15 protein-coding genes are annotated in these 21,576 nt (G+C 36.0%); 3 read left to right on the top strand and 12 right to left on the bottom strand.

What is annotated here, in order from left to right:
* Positions 1–256 precede the first annotated feature (256 nt).
* Together Q4503_RS07870 and Q4503_RS07865 are read right to left on the bottom strand one after the other, a co-directional pair.
* Positions 257–2,113, bottom strand: coding sequence for a DEAD/DEAH box helicase (locus Q4503_RS07870; RefSeq protein WP_303601914.1), 1,857 nt, complete (start codon positions 2,111–2,113; stop codon positions 257–259).
* Between the two features lie 561 nt (positions 2,114–2,674).
* A complete protein-coding gene (locus Q4503_RS07865) occupies positions 2,675–4,054 on the bottom strand; it encodes an ATP-binding cassette domain-containing protein (RefSeq protein WP_303601913.1) in 1,380 nt (459 codons plus the stop codon).
* Between the two features lie 199 nt (positions 4,055–4,253).
* Between Q4503_RS07865 and Q4503_RS07860 the strand changes: the two genes are divergently transcribed.
* Together Q4503_RS07860 and Q4503_RS07855 are read left to right on the top strand one after the other, a co-directional pair.
* Positions 4,254–8,231 carry an ExeM/NucH family extracellular endonuclease gene (locus tag Q4503_RS07860; protein WP_303601912.1) on the top strand — a complete coding sequence of 1,326 codons (3,978 nt, stop codon included), beginning with the start codon at positions 4,254–4,256 and terminating at the stop codon, positions 8,229–8,231.
* Positions 8,232–8,267: 36 nt separating this feature from the next.
* Positions 8,268–8,879, top strand: coding sequence for a PEP-CTERM sorting domain-containing protein (locus Q4503_RS07855; RefSeq protein ID WP_303601911.1), 612 nt, complete (start codon positions 8,268–8,270; stop codon positions 8,877–8,879).
* A 301-nt stretch (positions 8,880–9,180) separates the two neighbouring features.
* Here the strand turns inward: Q4503_RS07855 and Q4503_RS07850 are convergent, their stop codons facing one another.
* The 7 genes from Q4503_RS07850 to Q4503_RS07820 form a co-directional block, all read right to left on the bottom strand.
* Positions 9,181–9,852 (bottom strand): response regulator transcription factor, encoded by a 672-nt coding sequence (locus tag Q4503_RS07850; protein ID WP_215972610.1) that lies wholly within the window; start codon positions 9,850–9,852, stop codon positions 9,181–9,183.
* A gap of 196 nt (positions 9,853–10,048) precedes the next feature.
* Positions 10,049–11,230, bottom strand: coding sequence for a porin (locus Q4503_RS07845; protein ID WP_215972611.1), 1,182 nt, complete (start codon positions 11,228–11,230; stop codon positions 10,049–10,051).
* Between the two features lie 235 nt (positions 11,231–11,465).
* Positions 11,466–12,797 carry a DUF3422 family protein gene (locus tag Q4503_RS07840; protein ID WP_303601910.1) on the bottom strand — a complete coding sequence of 444 codons (1,332 nt, stop codon included), beginning with the start codon at positions 12,795–12,797 and terminating at the stop codon, positions 11,466–11,468.
* 17 nt (positions 12,798–12,814) lie between these two features.
* Positions 12,815–13,615 (bottom strand): ABC transporter ATP-binding protein, encoded by an 801-nt coding sequence (locus tag Q4503_RS07835; RefSeq protein ID WP_215972613.1) that lies wholly within the window; start codon positions 13,613–13,615, stop codon positions 12,815–12,817.
* Positions 13,608–14,363, bottom strand: coding sequence for an ABC transporter permease (locus tag Q4503_RS07830; protein WP_215972614.1), 756 nt, complete (start codon positions 14,361–14,363; stop codon positions 13,608–13,610). The genes Q4503_RS07835 and Q4503_RS07830 overlap by 8 nt, the downstream gene beginning before the upstream one ends.
* On the bottom strand, positions 14,360–15,394 hold the full coding sequence (locus Q4503_RS07825) for an ABC transporter substrate-binding protein (protein WP_303601909.1): 1,035 nt from the start codon (positions 15,392–15,394) through the stop codon (positions 14,360–14,362). The genes Q4503_RS07830 and Q4503_RS07825 overlap by 4 nt, the downstream gene beginning before the upstream one ends.
* 374 nt (positions 15,395–15,768) lie before the next feature.
* Positions 15,769–18,090 carry a TonB-dependent receptor gene (locus Q4503_RS07820; RefSeq protein ID WP_303601908.1) on the bottom strand — a complete coding sequence of 774 codons (2,322 nt, stop codon included), beginning with the start codon at positions 18,088–18,090 and terminating at the stop codon, positions 15,769–15,771.
* A 361-nt stretch (positions 18,091–18,451) separates the two neighbouring features.
* Here Q4503_RS07820 and Q4503_RS07815 point away from each other — a divergent pair, with 361 nt between their 5' ends.
* Positions 18,452–18,940, top strand: a complete 489-nt coding sequence (locus tag Q4503_RS07815; protein ID WP_215972617.1) for a GNAT family N-acetyltransferase — start codon at positions 18,452–18,454, stop codon at positions 18,938–18,940.
* Positions 18,941–19,071: 131 nt separating this feature from the next.
* On the opposite strand, the gene Q4503_RS07810 is transcribed toward Q4503_RS07815, so the two are convergent.
* Genes Q4503_RS07810 through Q4503_RS07800 form a run of 3 tightly spaced genes read right to left on the bottom strand, consistent with a single transcriptional unit; the run spans position 19,072 to position 21,565 of the window.
* On the bottom strand, positions 19,072–19,860 hold the full coding sequence (locus tag Q4503_RS07810; RefSeq protein ID WP_215972618.1) for an ABC transporter permease: 789 nt from the start codon (positions 19,858–19,860) through the stop codon (positions 19,072–19,074).
* A complete protein-coding gene (locus Q4503_RS07805) occupies positions 19,860–20,588 on the bottom strand; it encodes an ABC transporter ATP-binding protein (protein ID WP_303601907.1) in 729 nt (242 codons plus the stop codon). The genes Q4503_RS07810 and Q4503_RS07805 overlap by 1 nt, the downstream gene beginning before the upstream one ends.
* Positions 20,585–21,565 (bottom strand): YVTN family beta-propeller repeat protein, encoded by a 981-nt coding sequence (locus Q4503_RS07800; protein WP_303601906.1) that lies wholly within the window; start codon positions 21,563–21,565, stop codon positions 20,585–20,587. Before Q4503_RS07800 ends, Q4503_RS07805 begins: the two co-directional genes overlap by 4 nt.
* Between the last annotated feature and the right edge of the window lie 11 nt (positions 21,566–21,576).

Below are 21,576 nucleotides of genomic sequence, written 5' to 3'. Positions count from 1 at the left end.
GAAATATTTACACCTTATAAGGTAAGGTGCTTATTGTTATAACTTCATTATCTAGAGGATTTAGCCTTTACGGAAGCCTATGATAAATAGCAAAAGCAAAGTGTACGTAAATGAATATTTACGTTAAATTTAATAGAAATAGTACAAATAGAAAGCAAACCTATATAGAGGCTTAATAGAGGATGTATTTAATTATTTACAGACAATAAAAAAGGCGCTTAAAAGCGCCTTTTGCTACGTAATAAATTACTACAAATTAGTTTTGACGTTGTGAACGTTCACTACGACGACGTGGTGCTTGTTGTCTTTCAACTTGTTCTTCTGAAGCTGTAATAGCTAATGGTTGACGACGTACACGTACACCTTTTAATTGTTTAAATAAATCATCTGGGATACCTTTAGGTAACTGTACGAAACTGTGCTTGTCATGCAAGTTTATAGCACCAATATAGCTGCTATCTAATGATATTTCATTCGCAATTGCGCCAACAATATCACCTGGACGAGCACCGTGCTCTTTACCAACTTCTAAGCGGTAAGTCTGCCAATCTACATCATTACGATCTACTTTTGCTTTACGCGGCTTTTCATCACGTGAACCACGTTGACCATTACGATCGCCTCGACTATCTGATCGTGCATCACGACGAGAATCTCTACCACGGTCATTTCTATCACGACCATTGCGATCACCACGACCTTCTGAGCGACTATCTGAACGAGCGTCACGGCGTGGTTTAGGATCTTCTTTCGGTTGGAATGGCTGCTTTAACTGCTTTTGATATATTAACGCTGCCGCTAGATCTGTCATAGACATATCAGATTCACTTGCCATTGCTTCAACAATTTCACGCATACTTGCTAATTCTGTTGACTCAATAATTTTAGCTATTTCATCACGAGCACGTTCAATACGTTTTTTACCTAACTCTTGTATGTTTGGTAACTCATACATATTCACTGTACCGGAAGTTAAACGCTCATAGTGACGTAATGAATACATTTCACGTGGACGAACAAAAGCAATAGACATGCCTTCACGACCCGCACGGCCTGTACGGCCAATACGATGAACATAAGCTTCATGATCACCAGGTAAATCATAGTTAATCACTAAAGAAATACGTGGAATATCTAATCCACGAGCAACAACATCAGTCGCTACCAATATTGACGACTTACCTGATTTCATTTGATCAATACAACGCTCACGTTGCGCTTGGTTAAGATCACCATTAAGGGCTAATGCTGGATAGCCAGCACGCTCTAATTTTTCAGCAACATCAACAGTATCATTACGTGTGCGTACAAAAATTATCATTGCATCGTAATCAACAATTTCAGCAATACGCTCTAAAGCAGTCATTTTAGTGATGCCACCTACTTTCCACGCATATTGTGTAATATTAGCTTTTGCTTTTTTAACCGCTGCAATTTTAATATGCTCAGGATCTTTTAAGAAGCGATTCGCTATTTTACGAATGGCCGGAGGCATAGTTGCAGAGAATAAACACATTTGTGTCGTTTTAGGTAAGTGATCTAAAATCCACTGAATGTCTTCTAAAAAGCCCATGTTTAACATTTCATCGGCTTCATCAAGTACGCATACTTTTAGATCATCTAATTTAAGGCTTTTACGACGTAAATGATCCATTAAACGGCCTGGTGTGCCAACAACAACTTGCGCACCACGCTCTAATTGTTGAAATTGTGGGCCATAAGACTGGCCGCCATATAATGTAGCAACACGTAAACCTTTCATATTTTTACCAAAAGATTCAATAGCTTCTGCTACTTGCATAGCCAATTCGCGTGTTGGTGCTAAAACCATTAATTGTGGTTTTTTAATTGAAGTGTCTACTTTAGCTAATGCAGGTAAACCAAACGCAGCCGTTTTACCAGTACCCGTTTGTGCTTCACCTAAAACATCTTTGCCTGCCAATAAAGGCGGAATAGTTTGTGCTTGAATACCAGTAGCAGAAGTGAAACCAATAGAAAGAACCGCTGTTAATAAGTCTTGCGGTAAACCTAAAGAATCAAAACTAACAGCAACTTTATCTAGTGCTACAGGAGATTGTTCATTATTTTTTTCTGTGTTTTTTTGTTCAGTCATTTTAAATATCATCATTTTAAGGCAGGTGTTTAGAGTATCTCTAAGACACTTATATAAAGACTTCTAATAAAGAAAAATTAGCAAAAAATAAAGAACAAAGAATAGATCACCTTCACACATAACATTGTTATGGAAAGTATACTGAATTGAATAAATTTTAAATTGCTAAGTCTTAACCTGCGTATATCATACGAGGAAACCACCAGGAAGACTTAAAGCGCATAGCGTAGGAACGCTATATTTCTGCTGAAAACGAAATGTTCAGCTGGGCAAGTCTATTGGGCGGAAAACCCCTACTCATATCGATGAGTTTATTAGTTTTATAAAATTCTTTCTTTAAGAATATTACCAATAAGCTAAACACTATTTTATAAATTAAGTGTTATCTATCATTTTGTCGACTTTACTGCGATATAAAAATATATAGTAATCAGTAGAATCAACATCCCTTCATCGAGGATGCGCATTATACACAAAGCATACCAGTTTACAAGTTATATTAATAAATCTATTAATATAACTTGAGATTATCTGATAGTAATCGCCTAATAACTGAAAGATTTATAACCTGATATGCTGTGTAAAGATAGGTAAATGCTCATCTTTTCGATGGCTCACTAATATTAAAGTACTATGTTTTTGTTGGACCAATATTTCTAAAAAGTTAAGTACTCGATGGCGATTAATTTCATCTAAACCTTGTGTCGGCTCATCTAATATTAATAAATAAGGTGATTTCACAAGCGCCCTAGCAATTAAAGCTAATCGCTGTTCACCATAACTTAACTCTTGAAACATAGCATGCTGACATGACAATAACCCCACCATATCCAGCCACTTTCGAGCTATATCAATCTGGTAGTTCTCCGGTTTTTGATATAAACCTACAGAATCAAAAAAACCGGATAAAACTACAGTTAAGAGCTCTCCTTTTACTCGATATTGCCGATGAAACTCTGAACTAACAATGCCCATATGTTCTTTTAGTTGCCAGATACTTTCACCTGAGCCACGTTTAAAGCCTAACACTTCAATATCATTGCTATAACACTGTGTACAATCACCCGTTATAAGCTGCATTAATGTTGATTTTCCGCTACCATTTTTACCTGTTATTAAAGTATGCTGTAAGGGCTTTATCGTAACGTCTAAGTTTTCAAATACATTAACGCCACCATAATGTACTTTACCATTAGTTAATTTAACTATGTATGGGTGTTCATAGTCAGACAATGACTTAATCGATGGTGGCCATTCAAGGTTATCAGGTTTCGGTGTAAGCAACGCATCTAATTGACGTTTTGTTTCTTCATTGTCAAATTCGCCTATAACATCAAGTTGTCCTCGTTCAATAAAAGCAACTTTCTGGCACCAAGTAGGAATGTCTTGACGATTACTTAAAATTAGTAATACATTAATATTTTGTTGTGGTAATAATGCTAATATTGTTGATAAAGCGTCACATGAAGCTTCATCTAAACTGTCAAATGGGTTATCACATACCAGTAAATCAACACCACTAAGTATTGCTTGTAAAATAAGTAACTTTCGCCCTTCCCCAGTACTAAGTTGTCGATAACCACTTTCTAATTTATGTTCTAAACCAAATTGAGCGATTAATGGGTCAGTTAAGTTGTCTTGAGGAAGAAAGTTTTTCGCTTGCGTACCAATATCATTACTATCATTAAAATCGGTCGCATCCATTTTTAATTCATTTTCATATATAACTTGTTGTGCTTCAAAAGAAACAATTCCAACTTTATTCGACTTAGGTAAGTGAAAATGATCGACTGAGTAATCAAATAATTCTCCAGTTAATAATTGATCAAGGTACTCTTTGCCAGAGCCATTTCTTCCCAATACACACCAAGTTTCATTCTCAGTCATTTTCCATTGTTTAATACTGAGGTTGTCATGCTTAAAGTTAGTTATTTCTATCATGGTAATGTTGAAACCTAAAGAGTCGATGGTTGAAATAAAAACTATTATAAATCATTAAAAGTAATGATTTAAGCGTTATCTATTGACTACCTGGTCAACTTTAATCATATTCTTACTGTTTTTTAACATTAATGTAACATTTAAGGTTCAAAATCAGGTTAGTTTTTAAAAATAATGATTACACACTTGGAGATATTAAATGATAACGAATAAGGTAAAAACAAGTCGACTTCTCGGCTCTGGTACAATAAATTTAAGCTTGATAGCCCTCTGCGTTGCATCAAGCTTTGTCACCCACAGTGCGTTAAGTGCTGAAACATTATGGGCAGAAGACTTTAATGACATAGCATTAGACACTAAAGGTGCCATTTTTGATACGCTTAATATGAATGATGTTACGCGCTGGTCAATCGATGTAAGTAATGCAGATTTAGCAGCCGATAGTGACTGGTTTAAAGTCACCAATAGCAAACTTGAGGCTAGAGATGTTGACGGGACCGTAGACTGGTTATCAGAGCCTATTAATATTGAAGGCAAACGTGACATAAATATATCCGTATTGGCTGAAGAAGATGGAACGCTAGAATCAGCAGACTTTTTTGACCTTTCATACTCATTAGATAATGCTCCCTTTGTCAAAATAGAAAATTGGCAAGGCAATGGCGATGATAATCATACATTAATTGACGACTTTACCTCAGCTGAAATTACACAAGTAATTCCTGAAGGCAGTACCCTACAATTAAAAGTATCTATGTCGAATAATTCTGCTGCTGAATACATCAGGTTAGATAATGTATTAGTTACCTCAGGGGTTGATGATGAAGCTAGCAACGATGACAACGATACTACTATCATTACGAACGCCTGCTTTAATTGTCCTGACTTAAGCAAAATAGAAAATGCTGCAGATTTTGATGCTGCTACTTATTATGCGCCAGTTATCAGCGCAATAAATTCAGAACAAAGTGTTGATATTATTAGAACGAACATCAATGAAGTAATTTCAACCAACCACAAACAACTCACTTATTCAGAAGCATGGACAGCGTTGACAGTAACGGATGAAGATCCGTTAAATGCTGATAATGTTATTTTATTTTATCGTGGCATTTCAAAAGCAAAACATTCAAATGGTAGTGGCTCACAATCTACAAACCCTGATAACTGGAATCGCGAACATGTTTGGGCAAAAAGTCATGGCTTCCCAAGCTCTAGTGCACTTGCCTATTCAGATATTCATCATTTAAGACCTACTGATATATCGGTTAACGCATCAAGAGGTAATTTAGATTTTGATAATAGTGACTCTGCTTTAGCTGAATCACCAGAAAACCGTGTTGATGATGATTCTTTTGAACCAAGGGATGCAGTAAAAGGTGATGTAGCTCGTATCGTTTTATATATGGATATGCGTTATGCAGGTTTAGACTCTATCACACCTGATTTACAAGTTAGCGAAACATTAACGACTACTGGTGAACCAAAGTTAGGTAAATTATGCACTCTTTTATCATGGAGTGATGCCGATCCTGTTGATGAATTTGAAATTAACCGAAATAACAAAATTTATGAATTTCAAGGAAATCGTAACCCGTTTATCGACAACCCAGAATGGATTTCAATCATTTATGGTACATCATGCTCAGATGTTGAGCCAGTAGACCCTGTTGACCCTATTGATCCAGTAGACCCAGTTGAGCCAACAGTGCCAACTAATAACCTCTTTTTCTCTGAATACGTAGAAGGCTCTAGCTTTAATAAAGCAGTTGAGATTTATAACCCAACTGATTCAACGATTTCGTTAACAGATTATCAATTCAAACTTTATTCAAATGGTAGTACAACAGCAACAAGTAGCTACACATTAACGGGTGAATTATTAGCAAAAGATGTAGTAGTACTGGGGTCTTCTCAAATCACTGATGATAGTGCTTTAGTACCTTACATTGATCATTTTGTTAGTGCTATTAATTTTAACGGTGACGACTACATCGAACTTGTTCATGGCAATAATATTATCGATACAGTTGGTATTTATGGTGTTAAAGAAAATTGGGGCAAAGATACTACCCTAGTACGCTCATCTTCTATAACATCTGGTGATACGGATCGCACAGATGAATTCGTAACAACGGCACAATGGGATGTACACGCTAAAGATACTTTTACAAATTTAGGCTCTCATTTATCTAATACTGGCCCAACAGATCCTACCGATCCGACAGATCCAACAGATCCAATTGAAGAACCTGTAATAGGAATGTGCGGAGATAACGCAGATCTCATTAGTAGCATTCAAGGAACGAGTAGTGAATCTCCATTTACTGGCCAAATAAAAACTATTGAAGGTACTGTTACTTCGGTATTACAAGACTCTTCAGGTTACTTTGTTCAAGAAGAAGCAAGCGACAACGATAATGATCCTATGACTTCTGAAGCTATTTTTGTTTACTTTAACGGCATTAGTAACTTCCCAACAGTAGGTAATAAAGTAAGAGTTAATGGCAGTGTCACTGAAAGCTATGACCGTACGCAATTAACTGCAACATCTGACTTTATTGATTGTGGCGTAGGTGAGCCTGTATTAACAACTTCAGTATCTTTACCAGTATCAGCCATTAGCTACTGGGAAACAGTAGAAGGCATGCTGGTTACCTTCCCTGAAACGCTAAAAGTAAGTGATACATATTATTTAGGTAGATACGGTCAATTAACTTTGTCTAATGGACGCTTAATTATTCCTACCAACATCTATGATGCAGGAAGTGAGCAAGCTATCAATTTAGCCGACAAGAATAGCCGAAATCGTATCACGTTAGATGATATCAATAATGCTCAAAACCCTGATAATGTACCATTTCCGGCACCTGGATTAACCTATCAAAATACTTTACGTTTAGGTGATTCAGTTTCTGATTTAACCGGTATTATTGATTATAGTTTCAGTGAGTATCGTGTTTTACCTACAATTACACCACAGTTTATTAATAGTAATGCTAGAACATCACAACCTGAAATTGCAAATACTGGTACTTTAAAAGTAGCAAGTTTTAACGTGTTAAATTACTTTAATGGCGACGGTACTGGTGAGGGTTTCCCTACAGAACGAGGTGCTGATACTTTAGAAGAATTTGTTCGTCAAAGTAGCAAAATAGTCTCGGCGTTAGCTGATATTAATGCTGATATTGTAGGTCTAATGGAGATTGAGAATGATGGCTTTGAAAGTAATAGTGCTATTGCTGAGCTTGTACAACAGCTAAATAATCAATTAGGCGAAGGTACATATAACTACGTTCGTATGAATCAAGCTGGTATTGGTGAAGATGCAATTACTGTAGGTTTAATTTATAAACCAGCAACGGTAGCATTAGTTGGTGATGCAATCACTACAGATGATAGCCCATTTGATTTCGGTAACCGTCAACCACTGGTACAAACTTTCAAAGAAATTTCAACTGATGAAGCCTTAACTATTGCGGTAAATCACTTTAAGTCAAAAGGCAGTTGTGGCAGTGCCTCAGGAAATAACCTTGATAACGGTGATGGTCAAGGCTGTTGGAATGAATTAAGAACACAAGCAGGTAGTGCCTTAGTAGACTGGTTAAGTACCAATCCAACGGGTTCAACAGATAATGACTTCCTTATTATCGGTGATTTAAATGCTTACGGTAAAGAAGAACCGATCAACGCGATAACCGCTAAAGGATACCAAAACCTAGTGGCTGAGCATATGGGATCTGCTGGATATTCTTATAGCTTTGGCGGAGAAATTGGCTACCTAGATCATGCTCTAGCAAGTAGCGAATTAGCAAGCCAAGTGGCTGACACTACTGTTTGGCATATCAATGCTGATGAGCCAGCAATTTTCGATTATAACACCGAATATAAATCATCTGAGCAACTATCAACATACTTCGCTGAAGATGCTTACCGCTCTTCAGATCATGATCCTGTTATTATTTCGCTTAATTTAACTAGTCAAGTTGAGTTAGCCGGTGATTTTGATAGCGATAATGACATCGATATCAATGATATCAATCAATTTTTGAGCATGATTAGAAGCGGTGCAGCAAGTAATATCCAGTATGACTTCAATAACGACAATGTTGTTAATAGTCTTGATGTAAGAGCACTTATGTCTTTATGTACACGTTCACGCTGCGCTGCAGAATAACAATTAACTTAATTAAAAAATATACAGGAAATTATCATGAAAAAAACAATACTATTACTAACCATGCTTTTCGTTTCGTTAAGTAGTAAAGCAACCTTACTAACCATCGACTTAAACCAAGATAGCTATCAAGTGGGTGACACATTAACGGCCGACTTTATCTTTACTGATATTGAAGACGATTCTTTAGGCTTTCAAAAGTTACTCTCATCATTTGAATTTTCGTTCGCTTGGAGTAACGATTTAATTGAGTATTCTTCAACCAGTTTTGGCAATTTACTTGATGTTGACCCATCTTTTGCTTCTTTTCAAACCATTGATACAGAAACAAATAGCTTAACGATTAACGAATTAAGTTTCGCTCAATCAATCGACCTTTTTACAGCGCAAGACGGTTTAAGCAGCTTTGTATTAGCTAGCATCAACTTTAATGTATTAAGTAATGGTGAAGGTGAGTTTATTTTATCAAACATATTATTTGGTGATGCTTTTGGCAATAATTTTACCAATATAGCGAATGATATTGACGATAACTATAAGCCTTATGTGATTACAGCAACTAAACCTGTTGACGTGCCAGAGCCAGCATCAATTCTGCTTCTTCTAATGGCGCTAATGTTAATAATGAAGCAAAGAAAAGTTAACTAATTTAGCATTCATCTATATTAGTTAAAGCCCTTATCTTGGTGATAAGGGCTTTTTTTTGATTATTTTTCGTGTATTGAAGTATACGTTATACCAGTTTCATTAATTAGGTGAACAATTTTATACGTAAAAAATTGCCAAATATAAGGCCTTTATTTCAATAACTAGTTGTTCTAATTATTAAATAAATAACGATTTCGTTGGTGATTTTAACAAGTAGAAATGATCACATAGTTAGTAAGATTGGTATTAATAATTTCCAAGTGAAATAAGTTTGAGAGTTAGCCAATAGCGCTAGTCAAAACTAGCGCTTTAAATATTGATTGAAGTCGATATCACTACAACCAAGCACCACTTTTACTCGGTTAGAGGCACCTAACTTCTTAAGAATAGATGAAACATGCGATTTCACCGTTGTTTCTGAAATATGAAGATTGAACGCAATTTGTTTATTCGCTTCACCTTTCGTTAAATGCTTTAACACGATTAATTCTCGGCGAGTGAGTAAAGAGATATTTTCAGGTAAAACTTTATATTCTTTTGCAGTGGCAGTTGTTGTCGTGGTGGTGGTAGCTTCTGAGCGCATAATGTCTGAAGGTAAATAAACATTACCTTGAAAAACACTCTCTATCGCTTCACCAATAACATCTTTTGACGATGATTTAGAAATAAACCCCACGGCGCCATATGATAGGGTTTGCAAAACCTTTTGTTTTTCTTGTTCTGCTGAAACAATAACAACAGGCGTTGTCGGACATTGATTACGTAAATCTAATAAACCATTAAGGCCAGACATACCAGGCATATTTAAATCTAAAAGTATTAAATCTATTTCATCATTATCTTTAACAAAAGCAAGTGTAGAGTCTATATCTTCAGTTTCATAAGTCGTTGACCCAGGAAATTTCATGCCAATAATATTAACAATGGCATCTCTAAATAGCGGATGATCATCTGCAACCAAGATTTTATACATAAAGCAAAATACCGTAAAATGAGTAAGCTACTAGACTCTAGCAGGTTATTATCAACTAGTTAACCCTCCTAAAGTTGTAGAAAACTCATCTTTTAGATATAAAGTAATAATTTAATCGCTATATTCGTTTAAAATATTATCTCTTTGATTTTTAAGGAGCAGAATATTTTTCTACTCCTTAAGCTAGATTACGACATTAAAAAGTCACCACAGCACCAATTGAGAAAGTGTTGTTGTCTTCAGCTATTAAAGAATCTGTGGCATCTGCTTCAGTATTATTATATTCAACTACGGCAGTCAAGCCTGGAAGAATTGTTCGAAAGTAAGCAATACCAGTATTACTGTGTGTCGCATCACCTACAATACCAACAGTTTCAACATTACCACTATTACTGGTTTCTGATTCACCATAAGTTAAGACTATACGGTTATCATTTAGGGTATAAGCGGCCTGAATTAGATAGCCTTCAGTTTCAACTGTGTCTGGTCCAACGATTTGATCTAAACCTGCAACATGACCTAACCCTTCAGCACTATAACCGGAAGCGGTTAGTGATAAACCTGAAATTTTGTAATTAATACCATAACCAATGCCGGTCTGATCATGTTCAACATCATTAATTTCACTTGACTGAGTAACCCCACTAACCCAAGCTTTTAATGAAGAATCATTATTAAAATTAGTACTATACATTAATTCAGCTTCAAAACGAGGTAGATCTTCGGAAGAGTCTGCACCAAGTTTATTAGGGTCCATAATGGCAACCGCTAATTGAAAACCGTTTAAATCAGGCGTTCTATAAGTAATTTGTGATTTAGGCATTGGATAAGTATAACCTGTTGCGATATTACCAAAAGAAACATTGTTACCATCAGCTAAGCCAAAAAAGTCAGATGTTTGACCAAAACCAAGTAAAAGTTCATCGCCAAGAATGTTAGCACGATTATATAAACCAAAATCTTTACCAATTAATACTTCCCCGAAATCGCCGCTAATAGTGGCATAAAACTGACGAACGTCGATTAATGAACCAGTACCCAAATCAGCAGGTGATTCATCACGTACATTGTCTGTATCACTTAGAGAAACCCAAAATGAAGAACGCATAGCGATTTTTACATCATCAAGTTGTTTAGCGATATTAAAACCGATATTACTTGGCAAAAAACCAGTACGAACACGTGATTGTGTGCGATCTGTTTCTACCCCAGTAGCATCAGTTTTATCAATTGAGCTATTAGAGTAAAATACATTAACTAACCCGTCAGTGCTGAAGGTTATCCCGTCATTATTGTATATTTCAACGGCGGCATTTGAGTTAAATGCTGCCATAGCTAATGTCGCAGTGATTAAGCTAGTTTTGAATCGTTTAGTCATTTTCATGCTTCCTTTTTTTATCGTTATTAGAGTTCAATCATCATAAAAATAACTTTAAGCGAATAGAATGAGTCAACTTATCGAAATTAACAGTGCTTTAGTCGTAAGTAAGAGTCTTAGTGCTTTAGTAGGAGTACGGATGAAAAGGTAGGAAGTAATTTAATCAGCCTGCGGTAATATAAATAAATAGCCTAATATTACAGATAATTAACGCTACTTTACTATTTCAATATACTTATGGGTGCTTTTTGACATAACGAATGGCAAGTCGAACAAATAACCAAGTTATCAGTAAAAAAATAGGAACTGAGAAGCCTTTGACAAGTGTTTTATTAACTTCAAAACCTGAAAAAGTCACGGCATTAAGCACATAATCTAACAAGCCCATCAAATAAAAAGCCATTGCAGCAACAGAAACACCTTCAACCATTTGTTGTAAACGAAGCTGTACTTTGCCACGTTGATTAATCGCAGATAATAATTGTTGATTTTGTTGCTCAATTGTTAAATCAACCCGAGTCCTTAACAAGCTACTCGCTCGAGCAATTCGGCGAGTTAGTCCATCTAAACGAACAGATAATGCCTGACAAGTACGAATTCCAGGACTCAAGCGTCGAGTAACAAATTCGTTTATCCGTTCAAAACCTTCAATGTCCGTTTCTTTGAGCTGTTCAAGTCGAGAGCACACTAATTCATAGTAAGCATTCGTCGCACTAAAACGATAACTAATATCCGCTATCAGTTGCTCGGTATTTCCTGCTAAATCTGACAATTTATCTAGCATTTGACTATCATTTTTTTCACCCACACCTGCCATTTCTTGATTTATATCGACTAAATCATTTTCCATTTGAGCTACTTTAGGCGACAAAGAGCGAGCTATAGGTAAACTCAATAACGCCATGACTTGATAGGTTTGTATTTCTAGCATGCGTTGTATAAGCCTACCCGCTTGATAACTATTGAGTAAGTTACTTTGAATGATAATACGGTCAAAACCATCACTATGTACCCTAAAAGAAGCATAAACATTTGCTCGATGGTCAGCAACACTACTCCCCAATATTTGATGTCCTTCAAAAGCGCAGTGTAGTACTTCTTCCGATATTTCATCCTGATGAATGACTAAGTTAACCGCACTCACTAACTCACCAACAATATTATCAAACCACTCTTGTGGCACAAACTCTGTTGCATAACCATCAAATAGGTATTGCCCTACCCCTTTACGAATAAAACTATAACTTGAAAACTCTAAATGACGTTCCCAACGTAATTCAAAACCGCCAAAATCTTGATAATAACAACTTGCATCACGGCTAGGAGGGTTAACATTATAGCGTTGGCATAAAGAATAAATTTGTTGATATTCTTGTTCTTGATCCTTTGCTGTTAAACGTACAGCCATATGTGTTATCGATGATGGCACAGTAACTTGTGGTGATGGCCTATTATGTAACTCTTGTGAGACTTGTTGTCGTAGAGGAGAAACCACAATGCTTGCGCGTGTTGAATTACAATGATTAACCCTTGCTTTTTTCTGTGTCGTATACAAAGTAGATGTCATTTAGTCATTCCTAAAAATCAGTCAATTTTACCCGCTAGTAAAAGGGGAAATTGCCTCGTAAGTTTTGCTTGAAACTCTAATTCAGCAATGCCAGACTCTGTACGAGGTTTAGGAAAATTAATGATAGACTCATGGATAATAGTACAAGGGGAATCGCTTAAGAAAATAATACGATCTGCTAGATAAATAGCTTCTTGTAAATCATGAGTAACAAACACAACCGTAGTCTTTTTTTCTCGACATAAATCAAGTAGTAGCTTTCGTAATCGCCCTGCAGTAGGTGCATCAAGAGAGTTAAATGGCTCATCTAACAACAGTAATTGCGGGTTGATCGCAAAAGCACGTGCAATACTCACCCGTCGCTGCATTCCACCAGACAGTTGGCTAGGAAAGTAATCACCTTTTTGTGCTAAACCAACTTCTGCTAATAACCCTTCAATTTTGTTGAACTGTGTAGGATCTAATACCAATTCAATATTTTCTCTCACGGTCAGCCATGGCATTAACCTTGGTTGTTGAAAGATATATCCAATACGATTAGCCTGTTCATTTTCTAAGTATTCGCTTTTTGAGCAATCACTTGCTAAGTCATTTTTCTTAAAACGATTACCACTTGAATTGCTGCTGTAAGAAATATGCTGGCCCACGCATGATTCAAGACCGCTAATCATATTTAATAACGTAGTTTTTCCACAGCCTGAAGGACCGATAATAGCAAGAAATTCGCCAGAATTGACCTTAAAATCCAACTGCGACAATACCGCAGTTTCGCTATTTTCATAATACTTATCTTTAATAGCAACATTGAGTTCAATCAAAACGTTTTCCTCTGGCGACGATTTTATCAAAGGGCTTAAAGAACAATAGTTCAATGATTAATATAATAATGACAAAGGCGATGGTGTATGCAAGGATTCCGGCAATATCAAAAAACTGAAATAAAGTATTAAGCGCAAAACCAACACCATCGCTTCGCCCTAGCAGTTCAACCACTAATACTATTTTCCAAATTAAAGACAAACCAGAGCGCGCAGAAGCGATGATAAAGGGGTAAAGTTGAGGTAAAAAAACACGAAAGAAAGTTTTACTCGGTGACAATTTATAAATTTTAGCTACGGCTAGTAAATTCTGATCAACGGCTCTCGAACCTTCTCTAATCATCACAACAACTGTTGGTACTTTATTGATAACAACAGCAGTAATAGCAGCCGTTTCTACTAAACCTATCCAAATATAACAAAGCAATATGGTCACTAAGGCTGGAATATTAAGCATAATAATAAGCAACGAATCTGTAAGCTTATTAGCCAACGAATTCATCCCCATCAAGATACCAATTAAGCCACCAAGTACCATAGCAATAATAAAACTCAATAATGCACGCTTTAAGGTAATGAAAAGATTACTTACCATTTCCCCTTCAGTTAAATGGAAATGTAAACTTTTCAGCACTGTCAATAAAGATGGAAAATCTGAGCTAGCAATTACCCAAGCCAAGCTTTGCCAAAGCACGCATAGAGTAAAAACAACACCAAGCTTAGTAAACAGCAATGAAAAGAGCTTCATTGTACCCTCGGAAGATCGGAGGAAAGATTAGCAGTATTGATAGTAGAAAGGTTCATTAAATAGGCCAACTGACTAGGTCGCCAAAAAAGCCCATCACTTAACGATGTCGCTTTTCCCACTAAAGCATGCCCGCCTTCCTCGGCCAATATATTGAAAACTTGTTTACTCGCTTCCATTTCTTTTGTACCAAACTCACCTAATAAACCTGACCGGTAATCTTTTTTTAATGCGGTGAAAACTTCATCATTCTCAGCCTTTAGTAACGGTCGAATTCGATCCCATTCACCATCAGATGAAACGAGTATCTGCTTGGCTTCTCGTGAAGCTAATAAGAATCGAGTAACCGCTTCAGGCTGTTCGTTTGCCCATACTTGATCAAACACCCATCCTAATAAAGGAACGTTAGTTTCAATACCAAATTCGGTCAACATGTCCCTCATCGTCACTAACTGCTTATAACCTGTCGCTTTTAGTCTGGCGCCATAATGCCAAAAATTAATGGCAGCAGCTAAGTCGCCACGGAGTATTAATCTATTTAATAACGGTGGTACCGCAAATGTAGGCTTAGTTTCATTATTTAAATCAAAGCTATATTTTTTCTTACTATACGCTTGTAACAATAACCAACTTTTATCAACGGCACCGCCTGCAATACCTATTTTCTTTCCCTTAAGATCAACTAAAGATGCGATGCTACTATTAGCCGAAATATAAAGTCCACCTGTTGCCATTGATGTTGGAAATATAGTGTACATTCTCTGTTCAAATCGTTGACGATTTACCCAAAGCCAATCACTAAGGATAATATCAACTGCATCACCTTGTAACGCCACTGCAGATGCGTTTTTACTCGCTAGTGACATTACCTTTAAGTTAAATTGATATTTTTTATCTAACTGATGATGCTTGATCACCGCTATTTCCCAGTTGACCGTGCCATATTTTAAAACACCGACTCGTATTTCAGGGGTAGCAAAAGTATGAAAAGGTAAGAAGATGCATAATGTAATACCAATTAACCATTTACTCATATTCAACCCTCTATTTCAAAATTTTTCTTGAGTAGAATTGAATGTTAATAGTTAACGTTCATCCCAAGATGCAATACATATAACTCCCCATTTAAAACGAGATGATTTGAATATAAATACAAGTAGTTCAATTTGAATAGCACTGGAATAAATGACGTTAATATTGTCATACTCTGTATTGAACTGTATTCCATATTTTCGTTAAAAATAAGTATATAAAATATAGCTCTAATTCTATTAGGACTTACTTAACAATACGTTCCTTCTTTAGTATGACAAAGCTCGTCTTTTAGTAAGACAAGCTCATCTTCAGTACAATGGTTTTTGCTCACTAACCTTGAGCCAGTTCCATTTAAAAATAAGAATTACTGCTTTTAAAATTGATAGTTTAGGTTGATACTGGCTGATAGTGGTCTTGATGGTCCAACAAAATATTCGTCGAAATCGGCATCAGGATATATATCTTCTAACACTTCATCTGCTTCACCGTAGGTACCAAAAGTATCAAAATGACGATCAAATACATTATCAACTTTAGCTGATAAACGTAACTGTTCGGTAACTTGGTAATTTAGGTAAATATTGGTGACAGAATAAGAAGGTATTTTCTTATTCTCATTTGCTTCGTCACCACGATAGTATGATGAAGAGGCATATAAAAATTCAGTACCAAGGTTCACAGCATCATTAATTTGCCAATTAGCGTGGAACTTAACTTGGTGCTCTGGTTGACCCGGAATAGTATCGCCTGGATTAACTTGTCGATTAGCGCCTAACGGATTCACCGGACTAAAAGAAACAAAAGGTGACTCAAAAGTTGCCTTTAATAAGTTATAGCTAGCGCCAAAATCGACGTCTTTTACCTGAGTATTAAAAGCAAGTTCAACACCTTGACGTTGAGTTTTATCAAGGTTAATAAAGTAACCTTGATTAGACTTATTTGTCGCTTGTTGAAAAATAATATCTTGATGGCTAATCGTTGAAAAAACCGTTGCTAGTGCAGAAAAGTTATCTTTATTATAACTTAAAGAAGCTTCTACTGTTTTCGCGACAACCTGCTCAAGCGGAGGATCGGCCACAAAGCCATTAGGCAACTTACAAGGATCATTTTCATCTGCACAGCTTAGCTCTGCTGGGCTTGGTGTTCTTGATGATTCGCTATAACTTAATTTAACCATATAATCAGAAGAAAGCTGATAATCAGCTGATATGGCAGGGTTAAATCGATTAAAAGAATGTTCACCATTAAGTGAGCCCTCACCAGTATCTATCTGATCTTGCATACTTATTTGAGCATGATTGTATCGACCGGCCAGGTTAATGGTAAATTTATCGCTGATAGAGATGCCGTTCATAAAGTAAAAGTATTGCTGCTTTGTATCAACTTTCAAATCAACACGTGATTCCATATCAAAAAAGCCAATACCAGTGACAGAACGATCATCCGTTACAGTTTCATTATGAAGTACTGCAAATTGGGTATCACTTCTAAAGTGTATATCGGCTTTATCTATGCCTAAGCCAAAAATAAACTCATTATCAAAAGAATCAAATTTACTTAACTTAACAAATTGTAATGCTGCACCATAACTTTCATTATCAGTAAAACCGGTATTTAGTGTGCCATCCACTGTGTCAGGATCTATATCACTCAACTCACTGAGAAAAACCCCTTCATCATAACCAACAAAGTGGACTAGCTCTAACTCATCTTCTTCCTCTTCTTCACATAAACTATAACTTTCGCCAAATTCACATTCTTCATAGTCACTGTCATCGCCATTAATGCTATTAATTTCATTTTGACGATAATAGGCATTTGCCTGCCATGACATTTCGCTATTAATAACACTGTCAGTTTTAACACTAAACTGTTTATAACGATTATGAGTTTTATCTGGTTGCGTATAAATAGCATCTCTACTTGCCAAGTCAGCAAGTATTTCAGGTATAGCACCATTACCTAGCATTTCATTATCATTACCTGCAAAAGTAAACTCTACGGTGCGTACATCAGTTACATAACTCAATGTTGCAAACAACTGATTTAATTCACTTTCAGAATAATCTCGCCAGCCGTCTTCTTTGTAATGATTAGCCAAAATATAATAGCCCCAATTACCTTTATTACCGCCAGACTGCAGCGTATATTGCTGTTGTCCAAAGCTGCCAAAGCGTACATCAAGTTCGTTTTTTGTATAACTAAAACCATTTTTTGTTTGTAAAGCTAATGCACCACCTAAGGTATTTTGACCAAAGGCAGGATTCGATCCTGAATATAAAGAGACGGTATCAAGTGCAGCAAGGGGAATAAGATCCCAGTTAACAGTATCGCCAAAAGGTTCGTTAAAGCGTACGCCATTTAAATAAACAGAAATTCCCTGAGGTAAGCCAAGTAATGGTGAGGCTGTAAAACCTCGATATTGTACATCAGGCTGGAAAGGGTTATTTTGTACATCATTTATATGTAAACTCATTAGCTGATTTTTCATATGCTCTGCTAATGAAATACTTTGTGATTGAGCAAGTGTTTCTGCATCGATTGTTTGAACACTACCAAAAATACTTTTATTACTGACTGCATTCGATGAAAGTGGTGTTTGTCCATATATACTAATTTTTTCAACACCGGTAATATCATCCCCTAAAACGGGTAAGCAAGTGCAAGTAATAATACAAGCTAATATTCTTTTCATTACAGTTTCCAAATAAATAATAACTTGCTTCAGTTTACCCCCATTTATAAAAATGTAACAATTGATGCCAGTGTTCAAATAACACTCAAACATAAAAATAAAGCCAATAAATACAGATAGATAACAAAAATCAAAATAATAAGTATCATGCTAAAGTATGATTAATTTACTACCCAATGTTTATGGCTATAGATGATACAAAGTTTGCATAAAATAAAAAATAGCGACTATTTACCTAAAACTTAATTAACGATGACTATTTCCTCAGACACTATTGCTATCACAGAGTGATGTTCATACATTATTATTCACACAAAACGATTAGCACGTTATGATATTGCCAAGAGAATCAAAGGAGTAAATGATGGAAAAATTAACCGTCCGTAAGGCTGAGAAAAAAGATACCGCATTAATCTTACATTTTATTCGTGAGCTGGCTATTTATGAAAAAGCCGAGCATGAAGTGTTAGCAACTGAAGATACTATTAAGCAGTCAATTTTTGCTGAAAATAGTCATGTTAATGCATTAATTTGCATGCAGGGAGATCAAGCAATTGGGATGGCAATTTACTTTTACAACTATTCAACATGGTTGGCAAAGTCAGGACTTTATTTAGAAGATCTTTACATATCTTTAGAACACAGAGGTAAAGGTGGCGGAAAACTATTACTTAAAACAATGGCTAAAATTGCTGTCGATAATAATTGTGGTAGATTTGAATGGAGCTGCTTAGATTGGAATAAACCGTCCCGCGATTTTTACCAATCGATTGGAGCACAATCACAAGACGAATGGGTTGGCTATCGCATGTCTGGTCAAACACTTATTGATTTTGCAAAAGAGGATTAACGCTCTTCTACATTTGCTAGTAACACTCCAACTAAATAAGCCTTTCTATAGCCGCTAATTTTCTGACTTAATCATTGAACTACAGTTAATAAGTATTTCAATGATTAACAACATCTGCAATCAAGCGCCGTTTATTTACCACTACGTCCATGTTGTGGTCTAAAGCTCATTAAGGCAAAAAACGATACTGTGATGGTGACAAGTAACACAGTAGTCAACGCCGTAGGTTCAATCTCGCCATAAAGCGCAAACCTTAATAACTCTACACACGCAGTAAAAGGATTAAACTGACATAACCAATATAACCAAAGACTCGCCTCTTTCATCTTCCACAAAGGATATAACGCACTTGATAAAAAGAACATTGGAAAAATAACAAAATTCATCACACCTGCAAAATTTTCCAATTGTTTAATAAGATTGGATAACATAAGCCCGAGCGAGCCTAGAAAGAAAGCGATTAAAAAAATTGCTGGGATTGCCGTAATATAGCCAATTAGTGGGATATCCACATCAACAAATTGAGCGAAAAATAAGAAAATTACAACCTGTAATAATGACAACAAAGCGCTCGCCACTAACTTACTACATAATAAAAATGGTCTTGGTAATGGACTCATCAATAATACTTTCATACTGCCCATTTCACGGTCATATACCATAGAAAGCGAGCTTTGCATGCCATTAAATAAAATAATCATGCAACAAAGCCCTGGAACAATATATTGCTGATAAGTAATATAAGTACCATAAGGCTCCATAATAGAGACGCCTAATGCTGCTCTAAAACCAGCAGCAAAAACCACTAACCACAATAATGGCCTAATTAAGGCACTTAATAAACGAGAACGTTGTTGAAAAAAACGAAAAATATCACGCTTAACAATGCCATTGAAACAATAAAGGTAGGTACGGTTCATTAAGTGATCTCCGTATTAGTCGTTAACATTCTATATAATTGATATATGTCAGCAACATTATGTGTTTCGCATAATTCACGACTTATCCCTTGCACCTTTACTTTTCCTTCATTTAGAATAATAAGTTGATCATCTGCTGATATTTCATCAATTAAATGAGTTGCCCATAACACACAAATTCCCAGTTGTTGACTCAACGTTTTAACGTATTCTGTGATCATTTTTCTACTGTCAATATCTAAGCCGACTGTTGCTTCATCAAGTAATAATACCTTAGGTTTATGGATTAGTGCTCTAGCAATTTCAACACGGCGACGATGACCTCCATTTAATGATCTGACTTTATCATTCAATCGCTGCGTCAATTTCAATTGTGATAATATATCACCAATATTTGTTAACGCTTCGGAGGATGAAATTCCTTGTAAAGCAGCATAATAAACCAAATTTTGCTTAACTGATAAATCTAAATCAACCGTACTTTGTTGAAAAACAACCCCCATAGATTTCATGATTTCAGCTCTATTGTCACGAAAATCATAACCATCAATTTTAATATTGCCTGATGATGGCTGATAAAGACCTGTTAGCATTGAAAACAAGGTACTTTTACCTGCCCCATTTGGGCCAAGCAAAACGTTAAACCCTTTATTAATCGTTAAGTTCAAATCATAAACGGCTGCTTTTTTACCATAATAAAAAGACAGTTCATTGGTTACTATACTCATGGCATTTGACGTATTACAACGCCCCAAGGATAACGCCCCACTTTAATTGATTTGGTTACTTTTAATGCATTAACATCTATCAAAGAAACATCGCCACTGATTCCATTGGTTGTTATTAACTGGCTTTCATCATGATTAAAGGCAAGTTGCCAAACTCTACGCCCAACTAACAGATATTTTTCAATAGACATTGTTTTTCTATCAATAACAGCTACATGATTTGCGGGCCCTAATGCGATAAACGCATACCGGCCATCCTCAGTTAATTCAATACCTACTGGTTGTACACGATCTCGGTGAATGCCCTTAATATGAAAAGTAAATTCTTTAACAATATTTTGTGTCGCCACATCAATAATAACTACCATACCGCCAATTTCAGAGCTCACCCATAGATACTTATTGTCTTTGGTAAAAAGCGCAGATCTTGGTCTGGAGCCAACGAGTGTATTAGCAAAATTTTCATGAGTTTCAGTGTTTATCCAATGTACCATATTGGTTGTTTCTGAGGTGACTACAACAATTTTTCCATTAGGACTTACCGCTAGTCCTTCAGGCTCAACACCTACGTCTATCTGCGTAGTAACACTAGCATCTTCAATATTGATAACTGTTAATAAAGCATCATCTTCATTCGCCGTATAAATAATCTTACCGTTGGGATGTAATACGACCGTTTCTGGATCTTCTCCTGAGGGCAACTCACCAATAATTTGTTCCGTATTTAAATCAACTATTTGGATACGATCGGAATCACTCGCACAAACATAAGCCAGCGATTGATCCTTATTTAAGATAATGCCGCGTGGTCGTTGACCAATATCTATTGTTCTGATGACTTTATTTTGACCCAGATCGATTACCGAAATATTGTCATCTTTCTCATTGGTAACATACGCATACTCGTTGGCATAACTAACGTTAACATTAAATAAAAGAGCTAGACTTAATAATTTTAATAGTAATATGTGTTTCATAATTTATTGTA

This window comes from Colwellia sp. 6_MG-2023 (genome assembly GCF_030547765.1).
Taxonomy (GTDB): domain Bacteria; phylum Pseudomonadota; class Gammaproteobacteria; order Enterobacterales; family Alteromonadaceae; genus Colwellia.
Note: the sequence above shows the minus strand (reverse complement) of the source record. Positions and strands in the feature narration are given on the sequence as shown.